Source organism: Pseudoteredinibacter isoporae (assembly GCF_011602085.1).
In the GTDB taxonomy this organism is placed as follows: Bacteria; Pseudomonadota; Gammaproteobacteria; order Pseudomonadales; family Cellvibrionaceae; genus Pseudoteredinibacter; species Pseudoteredinibacter isoporae.
The window spans coordinates 1,520,976-1,540,469 of sequence record NZ_JAAONY010000001.1 but is presented as its reverse complement, the minus strand read 5'-3'; the positions used below and the strand labels follow the sequence as shown (position 1 = coordinate 1,540,469).

Sequence of the window (19,494 nt, the reverse complement as noted above, 5' to 3'; positions counted from 1 at the left end):
TATCAAGGTGCGAAAACAAAAAGCATCAAATGGGAATCGCCGGGTTGTCAATGAGCGCTGTCGTAATTGCAATGAGATTGTTCGGGCAAATGAAATTGCCACCACAGGACTTGGAATCGCTGAGCTTTTGCAAAAGCTCACGCCCCCAGGATGTTGCGGCGTGGGCCGACAGTCTGCCCGCCACCCGGGTCAATCACACCAGCGTTATCCTGTACAAAGCACTCCCTGAAATCGCCCGCCTGCAAGCCAAGCCCAATCAACGTCTGGCCATGCTGGAAAGCCTGCGCCCTTATGTGCAGCGTTGCATTGAGGGGCTGTCCCAGAGCTTTTTGAACAAACCTGTGGTGCTGCCGGACGATGCCATGAAAGCGGCCATCGTCGCTCTGGCGCTGCAAAAACACATCACCCATGGCTACTGTGTGGTTGCACGGGATATTGCCTGTGATGAAAAGCTGAATGATGGCAATCCGGAAAGCCCTCATGCTCAAGCGCTGACTATGGCCCTGCATCGCGCCATTAATGGCCTGGGCATCCAACTGATGCGCAGCTATCAACTGTACGCCACCACCACTCCTGGGCTCTGGCTCAGCCTGCACAGCCTGTATCAGGTCGCACAAAGCACCGCTCTGGATCAATTGCCCGTCGCGGACGAATTGCTTACCCATATTCAACAAAGCACGATTCGCGAGGCCTATCAGCGAACACTGCTGCTGGCCTGCGCCAATCCCAATAAACTTCGCCAGTTTGATGTTTCCACCAGCTATAAGCTGCTTGAACTGTGGTCGGGCTTTATCCGCTTGCGCCCTTACAATGCCAGCGGCAATGCCATATTTCTGGTAAATCCCCAGAGCGACCGTCCACCGAGCCCCAAAAGCCTGATCCCCATTGCCGAACAAGGGGATTGCCTCGAAGTGGATGTATCACAACTTCTTTCACTGCTGGACAAGCAACTGGAGGGAAAGCTGGAAGGCGGTGATGTGCTGACCATTCCCAAAGGCATCAACAGCTCCCTGCTGTCTCACCTGATTAAAGCCTGGAGTACACAGTACCACCGCTCCCACGAACGAGTGAGCTACAAGCAGGAACTACAGGTGGTCGTGGGCATCAGCAGCATTCATTTCCACTTGAGCGGCGGTATACCCTTCGAAAGCTTTGTGTTGAGCTCGGGCAAGGTCAACCTGCAACAGGAAGGCAACCCCTATCTGAAAGGGCAGGCCGATGAGAAAATCAGCGACGACCCCTGGTCAAATGCTTTCGATGCCGGTGTCGGATCTGGCCGCAACTTCGATCCACTGATCTTCTCGACACTGGACATCGAAACCCAACTGGCCAAACGCGAGCACGAGCAGGCCAAAGACAAGTTTCCAGTCAGTACCGTGATCAGCGAAGATCGCAGTCAGGGTGGCTACTGCCTGCAATGGCAGGAAGATGTGCCCAAATCCCTGAAATCCGGTGAATTAATTGCCCTCAAGGAACCCGGAGCAACCTCCTGGACATTGGGTATTATTCGCTGGGTTCGCCAAAGTCGCGGCTCCAGCTCCTTCGGAGTGGAACTTTTATCTGCACTTGCCAGTCCCTTTGGGGCGTCTTTAATTCATAAAAGCGGAGATAATGCCGATTATATGCGTGTGTTCTTTTTGCCCGAGCAAAAGAGCCTGCGACGTAAAACGAGCTTATTGACGCCATCTGTACCCTTCCAGGAAGGCCAAAAAGTCCGCTTGAACCGACGCGGTGACGAGAAGACCATTCAACTTACCAGAAAAACCATGGACACTGGCGCGATCAGTCAGTTTGAGTTCAGGACTCTGGAGACAGGCTAAACACCTTCTCAAAAACAAAAAATACCCTTATGTAGTGGGTTTCGCCTCGCAAGTTGATGGGTTAGTATTAGCCCCCCTTGTACAGGGGTTTCGGCAATGTTTTGAGTAGTACTTGCCCCGAGTTTTAATGGACGATGATGATATCTGACCAGACATTACGGCTACTGATTCTTAATGACTCAGAGAGCGAAGCAGAACGCCTGATTAGTATGCTGCACAACGCAGGCAAAAACGTTCGTGCCCAGCTGGTCACAGCCGAAACCATGGAAGCCCAGCTGCAAGAGCAGAACTGGGAACTCCTGATTGCTGAAGACAGTGCCGCCGATGTCGACCACTGCATTCAAGCCATCCGCCGTCACAATAAAGACGTGCCAGTTATTCTCCAGAGCGATCGCGAAGGCAGCCACATTGCCGTTGAAGGCATGAAACGTGGCGCCAGTGATGTGGTTCAGCTCGATCAGGATCAACACTTGCTGTTGGTTATCGACCGCGAAGTTGAAAACCGACGCCAGCGGCAGCAACGCATTCAGTCCGATAAAAAACGCCGGGAGGCCGAACAACGTGCCCATGAACTGCTCGACAGTTCCCGCGATGGTATTGCATTTATTCAGGATGGCCTCTGCCTCTACGTCAACAAATCCTTTGCTGAGTTGCTGAAGTATCAAGACGCCGAAGAGGTGGAATGCACCCCGGTAATTGATCTGGTGGAAGAGTCCCAACAAGCCGAAGTAAAATCTTTTTTGCAGGAATTCACACTGCAAGGCGGTGAGCTGGAACAACAGCAGTACAAACTGCGTTGCGTTTGTTCCGATGACAGCATTCAGGAATTGCTGGTTTCATTGAACCATGGCCGCTTTGAAGAAGAACCCTGTATCGAGCTGCGCACCCAGAGCAATGTCCAGGATCAGGACATGGTCGAAGAGATGCAAAAGATGAAGCAGCTCGACCATGGTACCGGTCTCTACAATCGCCAGTACATGAGTAAGCATCTCAATCAGCTGCTGAACACCGAAGCGCCAAAAGCCTTTGTGATGCTGATTGAGATCGACAATTTCTTTGAACAGGTACAACCGAAGGTTGGCCTGAGTGCCAGTGACGATGTGCTCAAGCAAATTGCCGAGCTGATCCTGCCCTGCCTTGGCGAAAAAGATATTCTGACTCGTTTTGCGGATGACGCCTTTATGGTTCTCAGTCATCTGCCCACCATGGACGCCGTACAAAAATGCTGTGAAAGCATTCTGAAGAGTTGCGGTGACAGCATTATCGAAGCCAACAATAAAACGGTTCAGGTCAATGCCAGCATTGGCGTTGCAGTGGTCAATGAAAATTCCAGCGACAGCGATACCGTAATTGATCAGGCGGCGGAAGCCATCAACAGCATCCGCAGTGAGGAGAGTGAAGACGCGCCAAAGATCAAGATTTACGAGCCCAAACGGGTGGGTTCGGAAAAAACCAACGCCGATGACATTCAAAAAGCCATCGCCCAAGGTCGCTTCCGCCTCTTGTTCCAGCCGGTAATCTCCCTGCGTGGCTCGGGCGAAGAATTTTACGAAGTCTTGCTGCGCATGCTGGACGAGCATGGCGAAGAAATTTCCCCGGCCCACTTTCTGGATCTGGCAAAATCCATTGGCAGTGCCACCAAGCTGGATCGCTGGGTGATTCTGGAATCCATGAAGACTCTCGCCAAGCAGCGCAGTCAAAGCCCCAAGACCAAGCTAATGATCACTGTTAGCGCGGAATCCATACAGGACCGTACTCTGATCAGCTGGGTAAGCCGGGTTTTACAAGCCGCGAAAATTGGCGCCAACAGTGTCGCATTTCAAATCAGCGAAAAAGATGCCAACCAAAACCTCAAAGAAACCCAGAGTTTTATCAAGGAAGTTCAAGGCATCAAGGCCAGCTGTGTCATCACCAATTTCGGCTGCTCACTGAACCCATCCAATACCATCAAGCATTTGGAAACGGACCTGTATAAAGTGGATGGCTCTTTTGCGATGGATATCCAGAACAACAATCAGAGCCCGGATGCATTGATTGCCTTACTTGGCGAGCTGCATGAAGCTGGCAAAACCAGTTTTATCCCGCAAGTTGAAAACGCCAGTATTCTTTCCAGCCTATGGCAGGCAGGTGTGCACTATATTCAAGGGCACTATTTGCAAGCGCCGGCACCCGCGATGGAATACGATTTCACAATGGATGGCTAAATGAATGGCAAAATGGGCGGCCAAAGCGCCACCCATGTTGTTATGTCATTCCGTCTTTCAGGCTGATCAGCCTTCTTTCTGTCCCAGTAAATACAACACAGCATCCAGGCCCAACTGACTGATACTGAATTGCGCTTGGTCGCGAACAATCGGCTTGGCTCGATAGGCCACCCCCATGCCCGCTTTCGCCAACATCAATAAATCGTTGGCGCCATCACCAACCGCAATGGTGCTGGACATAGGCAAATCGTATTCATTCGCCAACTGCTCAAGCAATTGAGCTTTGCGCTCGGCATCAACAATATCGCCTTTGGCCTGCCCCGTTACTTTGCCATCAACGATATCCAAACGATTGGCAAAAATCTGGTCGAAACCAAAACGCTGTTGCAGCTGCCCCGCAAAATAATCGAAACCGCCGGAAAAAATAGCGGTTTTAAAGCCCAAATCCTTCAAGCCTCGAATCAACTCAGGCATACCCGGGGACAAAGGTATATTGGCCGCAATATCCGCCAGTACAGCCTCATCCAACCCTTTGAGCGTCGACATGCGCTGGATAAAGCTCTCACGAAAATCCAGCTCACCGCGCATAGCCGCTTCGGTTACAGCGGCAACCTGCTCACCCACCCCGGCAGCTTTGGCCAACTCATCAATCACCTCGACCTGAATCAGCGTCGAATCCATATCGAAGCAAGCCAAAGCTCCCGAACTGGATAAAAACGGCGCAACGCCATCAGCCAGATAGTTAATCTCGATATCCAAAGCCAAAAGACGAGGCTTCAATGCTTCTAACACGGCCAATTGCGGCGCACTTAGTGCCGCGCTCAAGGGCAGCTGCCAGGCTCGGTCGGCCAGCTTATCGATAGCGATCTCGGACAGGCTCAATTCGGAAATAGCAGCCCAGGCCTTGCTCAGCTGATCCAACTGGAATTCCGGGGACATGATAATAAGGCGCGCCTGTTCGGCACTTGGCTGACAATCACCGGCAAATTCCAGGGACTGACGTTCAATAAACTGCTGCAGCAAGGAACATTGCTGACTGCTTTGACTCAGATAAACAGGTGTAGCGGCTGTGCTCATGGTATGTTCTGCTATGGTTTGTTGTTTATATTGCCATGAATGGCGGCCTCATTATAAAGCGCCACTGCCAGATTCGCCATGATGGCCAAGGTCCAGGCAAGTGGTTAGAATAATCCCAGCCAGCCGGGATTCACATTTGCGCGCTATACTAGGTTATTCACAATCATATAATGATCGCAGCGGCAAACCTGAGTCAGGTTAAACAACCTTGAGCTGAATTAAACAACGCCCTGATCAGTAAAAACGATTTAACAAAAAGTAACGATTAATTCATGAGCCTCCCGCCGATTCCCAAGCTATCAGCTTTTTTGCTTGGCGCCTTTATTACGGTGCTGATTCTGAGCTGGGCCAATCAAAATCAACTGCAGCAACAACAGGCTGAGTTGAACCAGCACTACGGTGAAGTGCTGGCTCGAAAGCTGGCCCAACAGGCCGAAAACCCAACCATGACCCGCGACTGGGTAAGCCTCCAGGTATTGGCCGAAAACACCAAGAGTGAAAAAGGCATTGCCAGTGTCACCTTCCATAGTGTGGATAATAAATTGCTAGCGCAGGCCGGCAAAACCGCCAGACAAAAAGGGGCCGACAAAGCCCAGCAAAGTTTCAGTGCCCCCATCAATTTGCAGGATTCCGTCGCGGGCTACGTGACGATTGGCCTGAACAGTTCGGAACTCAGCCAGCAGCCCCAGGCTTACGGTTTGCAATTGTTCGCCTTGCTTTTGCTGGCAGCCGCACTGATCAATATGTATCTGGATCCGCAACGCACAGCAACAGACAACAGACATGTTCGCAAACATGACACCGACATTAATGGCGAACCGGAAAACGACGCCCACAGCAATGCTCCAATTTGTGCCTGGCTGGTAATTCAAAGCGGCAATCTGGCCAGCCTGCAAAAGCAACTCAGCGCGGCTGCATTGCAGGAATTGCTGGATGAATTCAACCAGCAACTACAGACGGTATTGAACCTCTATCAGGGTGAGTTACTCTGGGTGGACGGTGATTCCTTTCACTGCGGATTTCGTCAACCCAGCAGAGACGATAACGATCAAGGCATCTTCAATGCGATCTGTTCGACAAAGTTACTGGTTGACCTGGGGCGCAGTCGCCAAGGGATTAAATTGCATTTTAAAGCGGCCATCCTGCCTCCCGCCGAAGGGGATAGCTACAGCGAGCTTTTCGCCGCATACCGCGACAGCCAGCAACAACGCAGCCAACTTGATGCACTGGATCATGCCAGCCTGCTTCTGGACAAGCGCTTGCTCGAAGATCGCCATGTGCTTGAACAACTGGAATTCAGCGAAGATCAACACAATGTATACGTTGACGCGATCAAGGCACCCTATCTGGATCTGTTGAAAGAACAACTGCGCCATTTACGCGGCCAACACATCTAAACACCTGTCTTAGCGGGCCTCCCTGTAAGGCCCCCACCTATCATCAAGGACGGGTCAGGCTCAGTCATAGAAATGTCACAGTCCTGTCATGAACAGGTCATTTTATGAGCGCAATCTACCCCGAATGAGCACAGGTAGATTGACTATGATTGATATCGAACAAGCGGTTAATAATAAATTCCCCAACTTTTCCCAGCAGCCGGACTTAATCCGTAAGCCCACGCTGTCCTTCATCAAAAAGCTGACTCATTCCGATGAGATCAATGATTTTCTGGAAGAGTATGGCGATCTGCAAGGCTTCGAGTTTATCGATAAAGTCTTCGACTACTTTAACTTCAGTTATTCCGTCAGCTCTCGCGACCGCAACAATATTCCCTCGCAAGGGCGTGTGGTTATTATCGCCAATCACCCTATTGGCTCTCTTGATGGTCTGGCGATATTGCGACTGATCGGTGAAGTGCGTCGCGATGTTAAAATCGTTGCCAACGATATGTTGATGAACTTTGATCCTCTGCACCCGCTGTTCATTGCACTGGACAATATGACCGGCACTGGCACGCGAAAAAGTTACCGCGCGATTATGGAAGCTCTTGAGCGTGAAGAGGCCGTGATTATCTTTCCATCCGGGGAGGTTTCCCGCGCTCGCCCAACTGGGGTAAAAGACACCCGCTGGCGCTCCGGCTTTCTGCACTTTGCCCGTAAGGCCAAGGCACCTTTGCTCCCGGTTTTTATCGGTGCCAAGAACTCGCTACTGTTCTACAGCGCCTCAATGTTGTTCAAGCCTCTGGGCACTGCGTTGCTGGCTCGTGAGATGTTTAACAAGCAATCTGCACAAATTCAGTTCCGTGTTGGCGAGGCAATTCCGGCCAGCGCGCTCAACAATGAAAAACTCGGCGACCGCGGCATCATCAAGCGTTTGCGCAAGCATCTGTACAAAGTTGGCAAACGTCGCCAACCGATTTTTGTTACGGAAAAAACCATCGCCCACCCTGAAGACCGTCAGGAACTGGTTCAGGAACTCAATCAGGCCCGCCTGCTTGGAGAAACCCGTGATCAAAACCGTATTTTGCTGGCCGACTACGCAAACGGCACCGCACTGATCAAGGAAATTGGTCGCCTGCGCGAAGTAGCCTTCCGTAAGGTTGGAGAAGGCACTGGCGGGAAACGCGATCTGGACAAGTACGACAAAAGCTATCGCCACTTGGTGCTTTGGGATAACAAACGACTGGAAATTGCAGGCGCCTACCGCATCGGCGAAGCCGGCAAGATTATGGCGGAACAAGGTGTTGAGGGTTTGTATACCAGCTCACTCTATGACTTCCGGGATGATTTCAAACCCTATCTGGAACAAGGTCTGGAATTAGGCCGCAGTTTTGTTAATCCGGATTACTGGGGTAAGGCCAGCCTGGATTATCTGTGGCAAGGTATTGGTGCCTATCTGCGTCACCACCCAAACATTCGATACCTGATCGGTCCGGTCAGCATGAGTGCACGCTACCCTCGCACGCTAATGGACCAACTGGTGCACTATTATCAGCATTTTTATGCCGCAAAAGACAACTGGGCAACGGCAAACCAACCTTACAAGCTCAGCCTGGAAAGCCAACAGACATTGGCGGCAGAGTATGAAGGTTTGAACAAACACGAAGCCATGAAACTGCTACAGGAGCGTTTCATTGAAGCGGGTTATAAGATGCCTGTACTGTTTAAGCAATACACGGCATTGTTTGAAGGCGATGGCTTTCAGTTGCTGACCTTCAGCGTTGACCCGGATTTTGGTGATTGCCTGGATGGTTTGTTTATTGCGGACTTAAGCAAACTAAAAGCAGCCAAGCGCAAACGTTACCTGGGTGACTAACTCTACCAAGTACCAAGGGTCAGTAAGTCAACTCAGCTCTAGAGGGAAACAGTGAACAACAAAAGCATTTAACATTTCCTTCAAGCATTAAAAAAGCCAAGCAAACACGCTTGGCTTTTTTATGGGGCGCTCAAGGTAAAGAAACGCAAACGGTATTAGCAAGTCGCCAGTAAACGCTCAACCACGGCCTGCAAACCCACAACGTCTTCCTGTGAAAAACGACCTTTCACCGGCGCATCAATATCCAGCACACCAATAAGATCACCGTCTTTGATCATGGGAATGACCACTTCCGATTCGGAAGCTGCATCACAGGCAATATGCCCTTCGAAGGCATGCACATCTGCGACCAGCTGAGGCTCCAATTCCGCAGCGGCGGTTCCACAAACACCACGACCAATGGGAATACGGGTGCAGGCAGGCTTACCCTGGAATGGTCCCAGCACCAATTCATCACCCTGTCGCAGATAAAACCCTGCCCAGTTAATTTCTGGCAGGTACATCCACAGAACAGCGGCAGTATTGGCCATATTGCAGACCCAATCGCTTTCACCTTCCAGCAAACCGCTCAGGGCGCTATCGATATCCTGATAAATACTGTTCATATACTTCTCCTAGGCTGAAACGATCAGCGATTTTGCAAGGGGCGCAGTCTATACATCTCTAAGAGGCTCGCCAAGGTGAAAAAGTGCCCCGGCCATATTGTTTTCTTATAAGCACATGCCCCGGTGCTTACCAGGTATCAATACAAGGTCGCTTTTTGCCTTTCCGTACCGGAGCTGACGGGGTTGCCTTCAGCGCCCGGAGAATCCATTGACGGGATTCCATAGGGTCAATAACCGCATCAATTTCAAGGTAGCTGGCCATATTCAAGGCCTTGCCGTGTTCATAGATCTTATCGACCATTTTCTGGAACACAAGCTGGCGTTCATTTTCATCTTCAATGGCCGCCAGCTTTTTCGCCGCCCCAAGACGCACAGCCCCCTCGATTCCCATCGCGCCAAATTCACCCGAAGGCCAGGCGGCAGTCAACATGGGGTTATGGAAGCTGCCAGCAGCCATAGCCTGGGCACCCAGGCCATAACCCTTGCGTGTCACTAAGGTTAAATAAGGCACACTGATACTGGAGGCCGTTACAAAGATACGAGAGACATGTCGCACGGTAGCCTGAGCTTCGGATTCAGGCCCCACCATGAACCCCGGGGTATCACACAGCGACAAAATAGGCAGGTCATGGGCGTCGCAAAGTTGCATAAAGCGCGCCATTTTATCGCCGCCTTCCGCGTCGATCGCACCACCCAAATATTTCGGATTATTGGCCATTAAACCCATTGGACGACCTTCGATACGAACCAAAGCCGTGACAATACCTTTCGCAAATTCCGCCCTGAGTTCCAACACACTGTCGACATCCGCCAGCTGTTCAATCAACTGATGCACGTCGTAAACCTGCATACGGTTTACCGGAATGGCGTGACGCAGCAGGCGTTTATCATGGGCTTCCCAATCGTTTTGTGGCCCTTGAAAATAGGATAGGTACTGCTTTGCCGCCGCAACCGCGGCCACCTCATCCTCTACGACAATATCGAGCACCCCGTTTGGTCCCTGGACATCTACCGGACCAACCTCTTCAGGGCTATAACGCCCGAGGCCACCGCCTTCAATCATCGCCGGACCGCCCATACCTAAAGTGGCATTTTTAGTCGCAATGGTGACATCACATACGCCTAATAACGCAACATTTCCCGCAAAACAGCGGCCCGCCACAATACCAACCGTAGGAACCAAACCGGAAAGCTCGGCCATCGCAGAAAACGTATGGCAATCCAAACCGGCAACGCCGGCAAAATCCGTATCCGATGGTCTGCCGCCACCACCTTCCGCAAAAAACACGACGGGCAGCTGCCACTGTTTTGCCAAGCCCAGCAGGCGATCCGTCTTCTTATGATTCATTAAGCCCTGGGTGCCTGCAAACACGCTATAGTCATAAGACAACACCATGCAGCGAGATTGATCTTCCGAATAGACTTCACCATTAATAGAAGCCGTGCCACCAATCAGGCCATCAGCCGGACTTTGCTCAATGAGGTCTTCCACACTTTTAATTTTACGCTGGGCAGCCAATGCCATAGCCCCGTATTCATTAAAGCTGCCTGGATCAATGAGATCATTTATATTTTCCCTGGCGGTACGCATACCCTTCGCATGACGTTTGGTTACAGCGGCGTTTCGATAGTCATCCAATGTTTTTCGATGGCGCTCAAGGACTTCCTGCAGATCTTCTCTAATCGCATCCAGATCTATTTGCTCTTCAACACTGCCCTGCTGTTCCAGTTGTTCATCTTTACGAACCGTAAGCAAAGCCTGCTCTTCACTGACAGCATCACCTTCGGACACAAAAATATCGTCAACAAACCCTGCACAGCTTGCCTTGATTGGAAATTCCATCTTCATGGCTTCCAGCACGGCAACGGTCTGACCTGCCTGTACGCTATCCCCCTTGCTGACAGTCAAACGGGCAACAACCGATGCTGTAGAAGCGTTGTGAAGCTCACAACCTTCAAGCACTTCAATTGTTTGTTTATCCTCTACAACCGCATTCTGCTCATCAGTGTTTGTAGCAAAACGACTGTCATTGTTTTTAGCAACCAGACTCTCAAGCTCAGCTTCCAAAAAACGCGTATCGACATCGTTTTCTATTACCGCTGGATGTCGGCATAAATTCGCCAATAAAGAGAGATTGTGATCAACGCCTTGAATATCAAACTCGTCAATCGCCCTGCCCAAAATACGTAAGGTCGTTGGGTAGTCCGGACCACTCGCAATGACTTTGGCGATCATCGGATCGTAGGCTGGACTGTATCGAAAACCGGTAAAGGCGCAGTCGTCCACTCGAATGCCAGGGCCACGTGGCGGCATATAATGTTTAAGTTGCCCCGCTGTTGCTTTACTGTTGCCCTGCTCATCCCAGGTTTCCAGATTCACACGTGCTTGTATCGCAAAATGACCGCCCGGTTTTTTAAGCGGAAACCCCAACTCAGCCAACGACTTTCCTTCAGCCAAAGCAACTTGAATCGCAACCAGATCCACATCAAAAAGCTGTTCGGTAATAGTGTGCTCAACCTGAATGCGCGGGTTCACTTCGAGAAAATAAAAGCTGTCGTGATTATTGCTATCCACCAGAAACTCAAACGTCCCCAGGCCACGATACTTTAATCGCTCGGCAAAATGGACAGCGGCGGCATGGATGCGTTCACGCTGTGCCATTGTGAGGCTGGGGCTCGGTGCGATTTCAATGATTTTCTGATTACGCCGCTGCAAACTGCATTCACGTTCAGCCAGATGCGTTGCTTTGTGGCCATCACCTAGTATTTGAACTTCAATATGCCTGGCTGAAGGCAGCAGCTGTTCAACATAAAGTTCACCGCTTCCGAAACTGATCAATGCCTCTTTTTGGCAGGCCTCATAAGCATCACTCAGTTTTTCTTTGTGAATGACCGGGCGGATACCACGACCGCCACCACCGGCCAACGCTTTGATCATCACACCACTGTCGCTGTAACGCTCAAAAAAGGCCTCCACTTCCTGCAAACTGCAAGATCGATTGATTCCTTGCAACATGGGCATATTGGCTTGCTCAGCTTCCGCTCGGGCACTGGCTTTGTCACCCAGCTTTTCAAGCAATCCTACATCTGGACCAATAAAGCATAGACCGGCTTCTTTACAGGCTTTTGCAAATTCCGCGCTCTCGGACAGAAAACCATAACCGGGATGAATCGCATCCGCAGCACAGCCTTTAGCCGCGGTAATAAGACCTGCAATATCAAGGTAGGCCGCTGGCCCGCTGCCCTTCAGGGGAATGGCTTCGTCACAGGCCTTGACATGCAGGCAATGACGATCATCACAGGCGTATACCGCAACACTCTTAAGGCCAGACAAATGGCAACTGCGAGCAATCCGCACAGCGATTTCAGAACGATTTGCGATCAATATTTTCTTAATTGGCATAGGGACTGTCCATCTCAACCAAGGCGAGCCTTCAAAATTCGCATCAAGTTACACTCAGTACAATAACTTAACAAATTCCTCTGGTGAATGGTGCTCTATAAATACACAGTGGTCTTTGGGAGAACAAAGGCGAGAAAGGCAAGGAGAAGACAAGACGTCAAATCGAAAGAAAAGAAAGGCCCGAGCGCTGATCACGAAACCAGCACCCGAGCAGCAGAAAACTTATTTGTCTATCTCACGGAAGGCCACTACCAAAGCCCTAATCAACTCGTCACAATGTTGCTGTTCAAATACCAGCGGTGGTGACAGAATCAGCTTGGTGCCTACCGGGCGAACCAGAACACCTTCACGCCTTGCCACTGCTGCCAGCTCGTTGGCAAAGCCTGACATGGGGTCTACCGGTTCACGCGTCTGTTTATCGACAACCAGATCAATAGCGATCATCAAGCCCTTGCCGCGTACTTCTCCAACACTTGAAAAAGCAGACAGCTGCTCTTTTAAATTTTCCAGGAGATAAGCGCCTTGTTGTTTGGCATTTTCAGGCAGGTTTTGAGTTTCAACGATATCCAACGCCGCAAGGCCTGCCGCACAGGCAAGCGGGTGCCCGGAATAGGTGTAGCCGGTCATGATCACACCATTAAAGTCATTATTGGATTCCCATGCTTGTTCTACTTTTTGATTGACCAAGACCGCACCAAGAGGAACATAACCTGAAGAAATACCCTTGGCCAGACACATAATATCCGGCGCCACACCCCAGCCCCGAGAACCAAACATGGAGCCGGAACGACCAAAACCGGTAACCACTTCATCGGCAATCAGTAAAATGCCGTAATGATCACAAACTTCACGTAGACGCGGCCAGTATTTTTCCGGCGGCACAATCACACCACCCGCTCCCATAACCGGCTCGGCAATAAACGCGGCGATTGTGTCAGGCATTTGATGTTCAATTTCAGAAATCAGCTGCTGAATACAAAACTCGGCCAATTGATCCGGATCCTCACAATTCCAGGGGTTCCTATATGTCCATGGTGCATCTACGTGAAAGGTGCCACTGAGCATCGGCTCATAGTTACGGCGAAAAACATTTAAACCATTTACTGAGGCACCACCAAAGTGAACACCGTGATAGGCATTCTTCAGAGAAATGAACTTTTTGCGGTCCGCTTCCCCCCTCAGAATGTGATATTGGCGGGCCAGCTTTAGCGCGGTTTCAACCGAATCACTTCCACCCGAGGTAAAGAAGGCCTTTTTCATGTTTTCCTGGGCAGACATGGCGATCAGCTTATCGGCCATCTCAGTCGCACGAGGGTGAGAGATACCATCAAACAACTGAAAGTACTCAAGCTCATCCAACTGTTGGGTAATCGCCGCCTTCATTTGAGGATGACCATGACCAACGTTCACACACCATAATCCCGCCACAGCATCGAGAAGCTGTTTTTCTTTATCATCATAAATATAGACACCATCGCCACGGACGATATGAATCGCCTCACGCTGCTTGATCTCATTGGGGTGCAGCATGGGGTGCCAAAAATTTTCCGAATAGGTGCTCATAGTTTTACCTTGCAACGAATTAAAAAAACACCCTCTTTGTAAAAAGAGGGTGGAGGGACCAGACCCTAATTCCTTAGTCAGAGGCGCCCTAAGGCTGGGTCTTTAAGGAAGAGCATCAACTTCCAACCGCTGGCAACACCTTCAGGATATTGCCCAATTCAATAAAAAAGATCGAAATACCAATCAACAACACCAAACTGGCGCTTACGCGATATTTTTTCTCGCGAACATTTTTCAAAATCCAGATTGCCGGAATGCACAATGCCGATAAAGCCAACGCCATCCCTGCATAACCAATGGCATACACAAAACCATTTGGCAGAAGAGTCGCGCCTACGGCAGGAGGAAGGAACGTCACCAATACGGTTTTTGTTCGACCCTTGGGGTTATCCTGAAACTGGAACCGGTCTGCAAAGAAGTCGAACAAACCCAAGCCTACGCCGAGAAACGATGTCACCAGAGCAAAGCTGGTAAACACACTCAGAGCCAATTGCTTAACACCTTGCTCCGACCCCACAATTAACTCCGGCAACGTACCTACGTTGCCACCCTGGTCCAGAAAGTTCAGAAATCGAAGCTGCTCAACGTTTCCGAATACCGCCACCAGCCAAAGAAGATACAAAGCAAAGATTAGCGCAGCCCCCAGATACAGGGCTTTTCTTACGGTTTCGCGCTCGCCCTCATAAATCTTCACCAGGCTGGGAACCGAACAGTGGAAACCAAACGAGGTTAAAAAATACGGCAGGACCGGAATAAAATAGAGGTACGCGTTGTCGCTGGAGGGCTGCAGGTATTCCATTTTGATATCCGATAGCAGACCCGACATGGACAGCGCAAACGCCATGCCCATAGACACCATCAATATGGTCAGAGCCCGGCTGGTAAACAGGCCACTCACCCAAACAATCGACGATAGAGCGATGGCAAAAATAATACTTGCCCAGAGGGTCGAGATGCCCAGCGAAAAATGCTGCTTCAGGCTCGCCTCAAGAATAGAAGCGCCACCACTGATATAGGCATAAAGCAGAATATAGAAAATAAACGCGATCAGAAAATTACTGAGGCGATTCCACCACGGACCCAGACCATCCTTCACATAGGTATCAAAGCTGGCTCCGGGCCTATAGTTCTCTCCCATTTTCAAAATCAGCAGAGAACACTGGAGCATGCCAAAGCAACAAATCAACATCGCCAACAAAGACCAATAAAACCAGGTTCCTGAGGACACAATCGGCATGGATAACATGCCGGCACCAATGGCGGTTCCACTGACCAGCACAACTCCTGGCAGTAGGTTCATCAATGGGATTGGTGGAGAGACTTCTGTCGCAGCACTGCTCATTGAGCGACTCCGGAACGGTAGACCGGTTTGACAGGATACGCAGTAACGCCCTCAGGCTCATCGACTACTCGATTATCTTTCCGGTATTGCCCATAAGCACTTAGCATCTTTTTAAGAATGGCCGGCTCCGCCTTGACCAGGTTATGCTGCTCACTCGGATCAGCGGTCAAATTAAACAGCTGCCAACTGCCATCTCCCCAAGGGGCTCGCATGCTCAGGGCTTTCCAAGGCCCCATATACACCGAAGCATGCCCGAACAGTTCAAAGCTGAGTACATCCGACTGTTGATAAACCGAGTTCTCCGTCCCTTGAAAGTAAGGCAAGGCCGAGCGACCTGACATTTTGTATTTCTTGTCAAAGCCCTGCTTGTCAACAGACTGTCCCGCCATTTCCCAAAAACTGGGAGCCATATCCAGAAGAGAAAAGAATGCGGGTTTTATATCGCCCTTACCGCCTTTTGGAGGTCGCATGACCAGAGGAGCACGGGTGCCACCTTCGGTGGGCAGGAATTTGTAAGCATTCAAGTTGGCCGAACTTACTTGGGCCCAAGCGGCACCCTGGAATAAATACGAATCGGCCTGTCCCATATTGTCCTGTTGATTATTAAAATACTTCAACCAACTTTTGTAGGCAGGTCTCTCACTGCGGTCGTAAGGATCTGGGCCATTGTCAGACATAAAGAAAACATAACTGTTATCCAACTCCCCTGTTGATTCGAGATATTGGATCAAGTTGCCCACGGCTTCATCCAGGCGATCGATCATGCCCGCATAAACTTGCATGCGCTTGGCTTCGAGTGCTTTTTCCTGTTTGCTGAGAGACTTCCACTCAGGAACTTCATCCAAACGCGGACGAAATCGCTCATCAACCGGCAGCAAACCTTTGCGCTTCATCGCCTCAAAGCGCTGTTGGCGAATTTCATCCCAACCCTGCTCATAAACACCTTGATATTTATCGATGTTTTTTTGTGGCGCCTGTAATGGCCAATGCGGAGCGTTAAAAGCCAGATAGGCGAAGAACGGTTGTTTCCTATCCGTTTTCTTCAACTGTTCAATCAGCTCATTGGTAAACAAATCACTGGAATAACCTGGAGGCCGCGCGATTATCTCTCCGTCACGAGTGTACGTTGCGACCGGCACATTACTGTTGACACCGGTCTGATCGTAGTGACTACCGACACCATCCAACATGGCAAAGCTGTGAGTGAACCCACGGGCATGTGGTCGAAGGTTTTCCGCTTTACCCAAATGCCACTTCCCTGACAAATGGGTGCTATAGCCCACAGATTTCAAACGTTTGGCAATGGTGACTACATCGTGATTCAAATGACCGACATAGCCCGGCAGATTTTCATGATGGGCCATGCGATCTTCCGCCATAGTGCCCATACCATTCAGATGATTGTCTACGCCACTCAGTAACATAGAGCGGGTTGGAGAACAGCTTGCCTGCACGTGGAAGTTACTGAACATCGTACCTTGTTGTGCCAGGGCATCAATGTTCGGTGTGTGAATTTCACTGCCGTAGGCACCAAGATCCCCATAGCCCAGATCATCGGCAATAATCACAATAATGTTAGGGCGCTTGTCATTGGCCAACGCTTGGCTCGCCAGACACAAAGACAATAACGCAGCAAAGGCCCTTTTCAGATATGAACAAAAAGAAAAGCGAAACGAAAACATAGCGAACTCCTGATAAGCGACATCCCTGTCGCTGTGACCGCCCGACGGCGAGCTAAAGCCTTAAAAACGGAAAGACGCTTTTACGTAGTAGCTTGCACCATTGAAGCCATAAGGCACTGCACGGAGCGGGTAACGAAATGCACCGCGACTGATGATGTCGAGAACTTCGTTACTTGCCAGCTCATCCGGCGTTTCATCGAAGATATTATTACCACCGACTGACAAAGTCAGGTTGTCGGAAACATCGTAGGAGAAATCCACATCCACCAGAACCGCCGACTCAACCACACTGGTTGGCAAGGTATTCGGAATCGGAATGTGATTCTGGGCAAACTGATCTACCTCGGTGTCACCAAAGTAGTTAATGCGCAACAGGCTGGAAAACTTATCGTCACTCCAATTCAAACTTAAACTGCCTCGCTCACTCGGCTGACCGTTTTCCAAAAAGGTCTGACTCACATTCGAGAATACTTGCTGCTCAGTCGTACCGGCAGGGAGATTAAAGCTGTCAATTTCCGTTTTGTTGTAATTCGCCGCCAAGGCAATTTCCAAATTGCCCTCCCAAAGATCCGTATCGTAAGACAGAACCAGGTCGACACCTTCGGTTGTGGTATTCACCGCATTGGAGAAGAAACGCGCCTCTGCAACACCAGTAGCGGCCAGAGCATCCAGCGCCGCCTGGTTCCCCTGTAGTTCAGAAGCGCCGATGTTGCTACCGAGACCTATACGGTCATCAATTTGAATACGATAACCATCTACGGTTAAGGTCAAGGCATCCCATTCTGCTACAAAGCCCAAACTGACACTGGTCGACGTTTCGATTTTCAGATTGTTAACGCCCAACGCTTTTGGCAGAGCGCTACCAGCAGAAGCAATAAAGGCGCGCGCCAGCGTACCGTCGTTATTCACATTGGTGCCGTAAGCCTGATAGTCGCGTTGCGGCAAGGACGGAGCACGGAAACCTGTCGCCACCGCACCACGAATTGCAAAGCTGTCACTGATGTCGTAGCGGCTGGAAATCTTGCCCGCGTTTTCGCTGCCAATTTGCTGGTAGTCTTCAAAGCGGAAGGCCGCGCTCATCAACCAGCGATCCGACAGATTTTTTTCCAGATCCACATACAGGGCATAGCTGTCACGGCTGGTACTGGTTTCTGCATCCGGGCTTACCCCAGGGTAGGCCTGAAAGCCACAAGACGCGAAAACATTCGGATCAATCACCGATGGGAAAGAACTGCTGCCATTGCTGCTGCCACATGAATAGGACGCCGGAATGCCCTGGCCAATACTGTAACGTTCGTCGCGAAACTCGGCACCCACGGCGACATACAGTGGGCTATCGCCCCACTCCACTTCGCCGGTCAAATCAACATTTACTGTCGTCTGGCCAAATTTGAAACTGGCGGAATGTCCCGCTGAAGGGCCAGCGTTCGCTGCAATATCCGCATCGCTTGCGTCGGGATTATTGGCGAGATACTCAGCGGCAATTGACGGGTTAATGGTGTTGGCCGATGCAAAATCATATTCGTTCTGACCATAGACAATGGAGCTATCAAGATGCCAGCCTGACTGTAATTCTCGGCGATATCCGATGGCAAAAGACTCGTCCTGCGCCTCATTGTCAATGTTCGGAGTAAAACCGTTGGGGTAAACCTGAGGTACATTCTGCGCAGCCGAAGCGGCCGCCCGACGAAAACCGGACCCCAAAGCTGTTCGATTGGAAACACCGCCAAACGAATACAATTCTCCACCGGCAACATTGATCATGGAGTTGTAGAAAAACGATTGGAACTCACCTTCGGCATCGCCCTGATGCCACAGTGGATTATCGGCGCGATTGGTACGATCAAAATCCCGATATTCAACTGACAGATTCAGAAAGCCATCGTTTTCCAATTCAAAGCCGGTATTCAAACCAACCGTCAAAGTATCGCCATCACCTTCGGCGGTTGAACCCCACTGCACAAAACCTGTGGTTTCATCAACGGTCTCTTTCAATTTTAAATTGATCACACCCGCAATGGCATCTGAACCGTATTGTGCCGCCGCACCATCACGCAACACTTCCACCGATTGTAAAGCCGTCAAGGGAATGGAGTTCATATCCGTGCCAGCCGAACCACCCCCAACGGTGCCCTGATTACCAAAAATAGATTGCGTATGACGACGCTTGCCATTGATCAATACCAGAGTCTGGTCCGGTTGCAGCCCTCGCAACGTCGCTGGACGAAACAAATCGGAACCGTCAGATACCTGGGTGCGGGTAAAGTTAAATGATGGCGCCGAAGTTTGCAAAGCCTGGCCTAACTCGGTGAAACCGTTTTTAGTCAACGCTTCGCTGTTAATGACATCCACCGGCACACTGGCTTCCGTAGCCGTACGACCGGCAACACGAGTACCAACGGTAATAACTTCTTCAAGTTCCAGCTCCTGAAGATCATCACTTTGAGCAACGCTCAGGCCACTCAGGCTGGATATGGCTACGGCCAGGATTGTTTGTTGAGTAAACAAACGTTGTGAAGGTTTTTTAACTGACATAACTAACT

Annotated in this window: 11 protein-coding genes; 4 read left to right on the top strand and 7 right to left on the bottom strand. The window is 50.4% G+C overall.

Translation table 11 applies throughout. The features are described 5' to 3' along the window. The first annotated feature begins 50 nt into the window (after nucleotides 1–50). On the top strand, nucleotides 51–1,820 hold the full coding sequence (locus tag G8768_RS06745) for a hypothetical protein (RefSeq protein WP_166849522.1): 1,770 nt from the start codon (nucleotides 51–53) through the stop codon (nucleotides 1,818–1,820). A gap of 134 nt (nucleotides 1,821–1,954) precedes the next feature. After that, a complete protein-coding gene (locus G8768_RS06740) occupies nucleotides 1,955–4,024 on the top strand; it encodes an EAL domain-containing response regulator (protein WP_166849524.1) in 2,070 nt (689 codons plus the stop codon). Between the two features lie 66 nt (nucleotides 4,025–4,090). Here G8768_RS06740 and serB read toward each other — a convergent pair whose 3' ends face one another. Next, on the bottom strand, nucleotides 4,091–5,101 hold the full coding sequence (serB, locus tag G8768_RS06735) for a phosphoserine phosphatase SerB (protein WP_166849527.1): 1,011 nt from the start codon (nucleotides 5,099–5,101) through the stop codon (nucleotides 4,091–4,093). A 272-nt stretch (nucleotides 5,102–5,373) separates the two neighbouring features. On the opposite strand from serB, the gene G8768_RS06730 reads away from it, so the two are divergent. Both G8768_RS06730 and olsF read left to right on the top strand, forming a co-directional pair. Beyond that, nucleotides 5,374–6,498, top strand: a complete 1,125-nt coding sequence (locus G8768_RS06730; RefSeq protein ID WP_166849530.1) for a hypothetical protein — start codon at nucleotides 5,374–5,376, stop codon at nucleotides 6,496–6,498. A gap of 145 nt (nucleotides 6,499–6,643) precedes the next feature. Beyond that, nucleotides 6,644–8,356, top strand: coding sequence for a bifunctional ornithine lipid synthase OlsF (olsF, locus tag G8768_RS06725; protein ID WP_166849533.1), 1,713 nt, complete (start codon nucleotides 6,644–6,646; stop codon nucleotides 8,354–8,356). Between the two features lie 155 nt (nucleotides 8,357–8,511). On the opposite strand, the gene G8768_RS06720 is transcribed toward olsF, so the two are convergent. The 6 genes from G8768_RS06720 to G8768_RS06695 all read right to left on the bottom strand — a co-directional run bounded on the left by G8768_RS06720 (nucleotide 8,512) and on the right by G8768_RS06695 (nucleotide 19,486). Next, complete coding sequence (locus tag G8768_RS06720) at nucleotides 8,512–8,961, bottom strand: GAF domain-containing protein (protein ID WP_166849537.1); 450 nt, start codon at nucleotides 8,959–8,961, stop codon at nucleotides 8,512–8,514. 127 nt (nucleotides 8,962–9,088) lie between these two features. Beyond that, nucleotides 9,089–12,364, bottom strand: a complete 3,276-nt coding sequence (locus tag G8768_RS06715; protein WP_166849541.1) for a carboxyl transferase domain-containing protein — start codon at nucleotides 12,362–12,364, stop codon at nucleotides 9,089–9,091. Nucleotides 12,365–12,586: 222 nt separating this feature from the next. Then, nucleotides 12,587–13,927, bottom strand: coding sequence for an aminotransferase class III-fold pyridoxal phosphate-dependent enzyme (locus G8768_RS06710; protein WP_166849544.1), 1,341 nt, complete (start codon nucleotides 13,925–13,927; stop codon nucleotides 12,587–12,589). Between the two features lie 115 nt (nucleotides 13,928–14,042). Continuing rightward, nucleotides 14,043–15,269: an aromatic amino acid transport family protein gene (locus tag G8768_RS06705; protein WP_166849547.1), complete on the bottom strand. Its 1,227-nt coding sequence runs from the start codon at nucleotides 15,267–15,269 to the stop codon at nucleotides 14,043–14,045. Beyond that, nucleotides 15,266–16,951 carry an arylsulfatase gene (locus tag G8768_RS06700; protein WP_166849550.1) on the bottom strand — a complete coding sequence of 562 codons (1,686 nt, stop codon included), beginning with the start codon at nucleotides 16,949–16,951 and terminating at the stop codon, nucleotides 15,266–15,268. Before G8768_RS06700 ends, G8768_RS06705 begins: the two co-directional genes overlap by 4 nt. A gap of 60 nt (nucleotides 16,952–17,011) precedes the next feature. Then, entirely contained in the window at nucleotides 17,012–19,486 is a 2,475-nt protein-coding gene (locus tag G8768_RS06695) for a TonB-dependent receptor plug domain-containing protein (RefSeq protein WP_166849552.1), read from the bottom strand. Nucleotides 19,487–19,494: the final 8 nt, after the last annotated feature.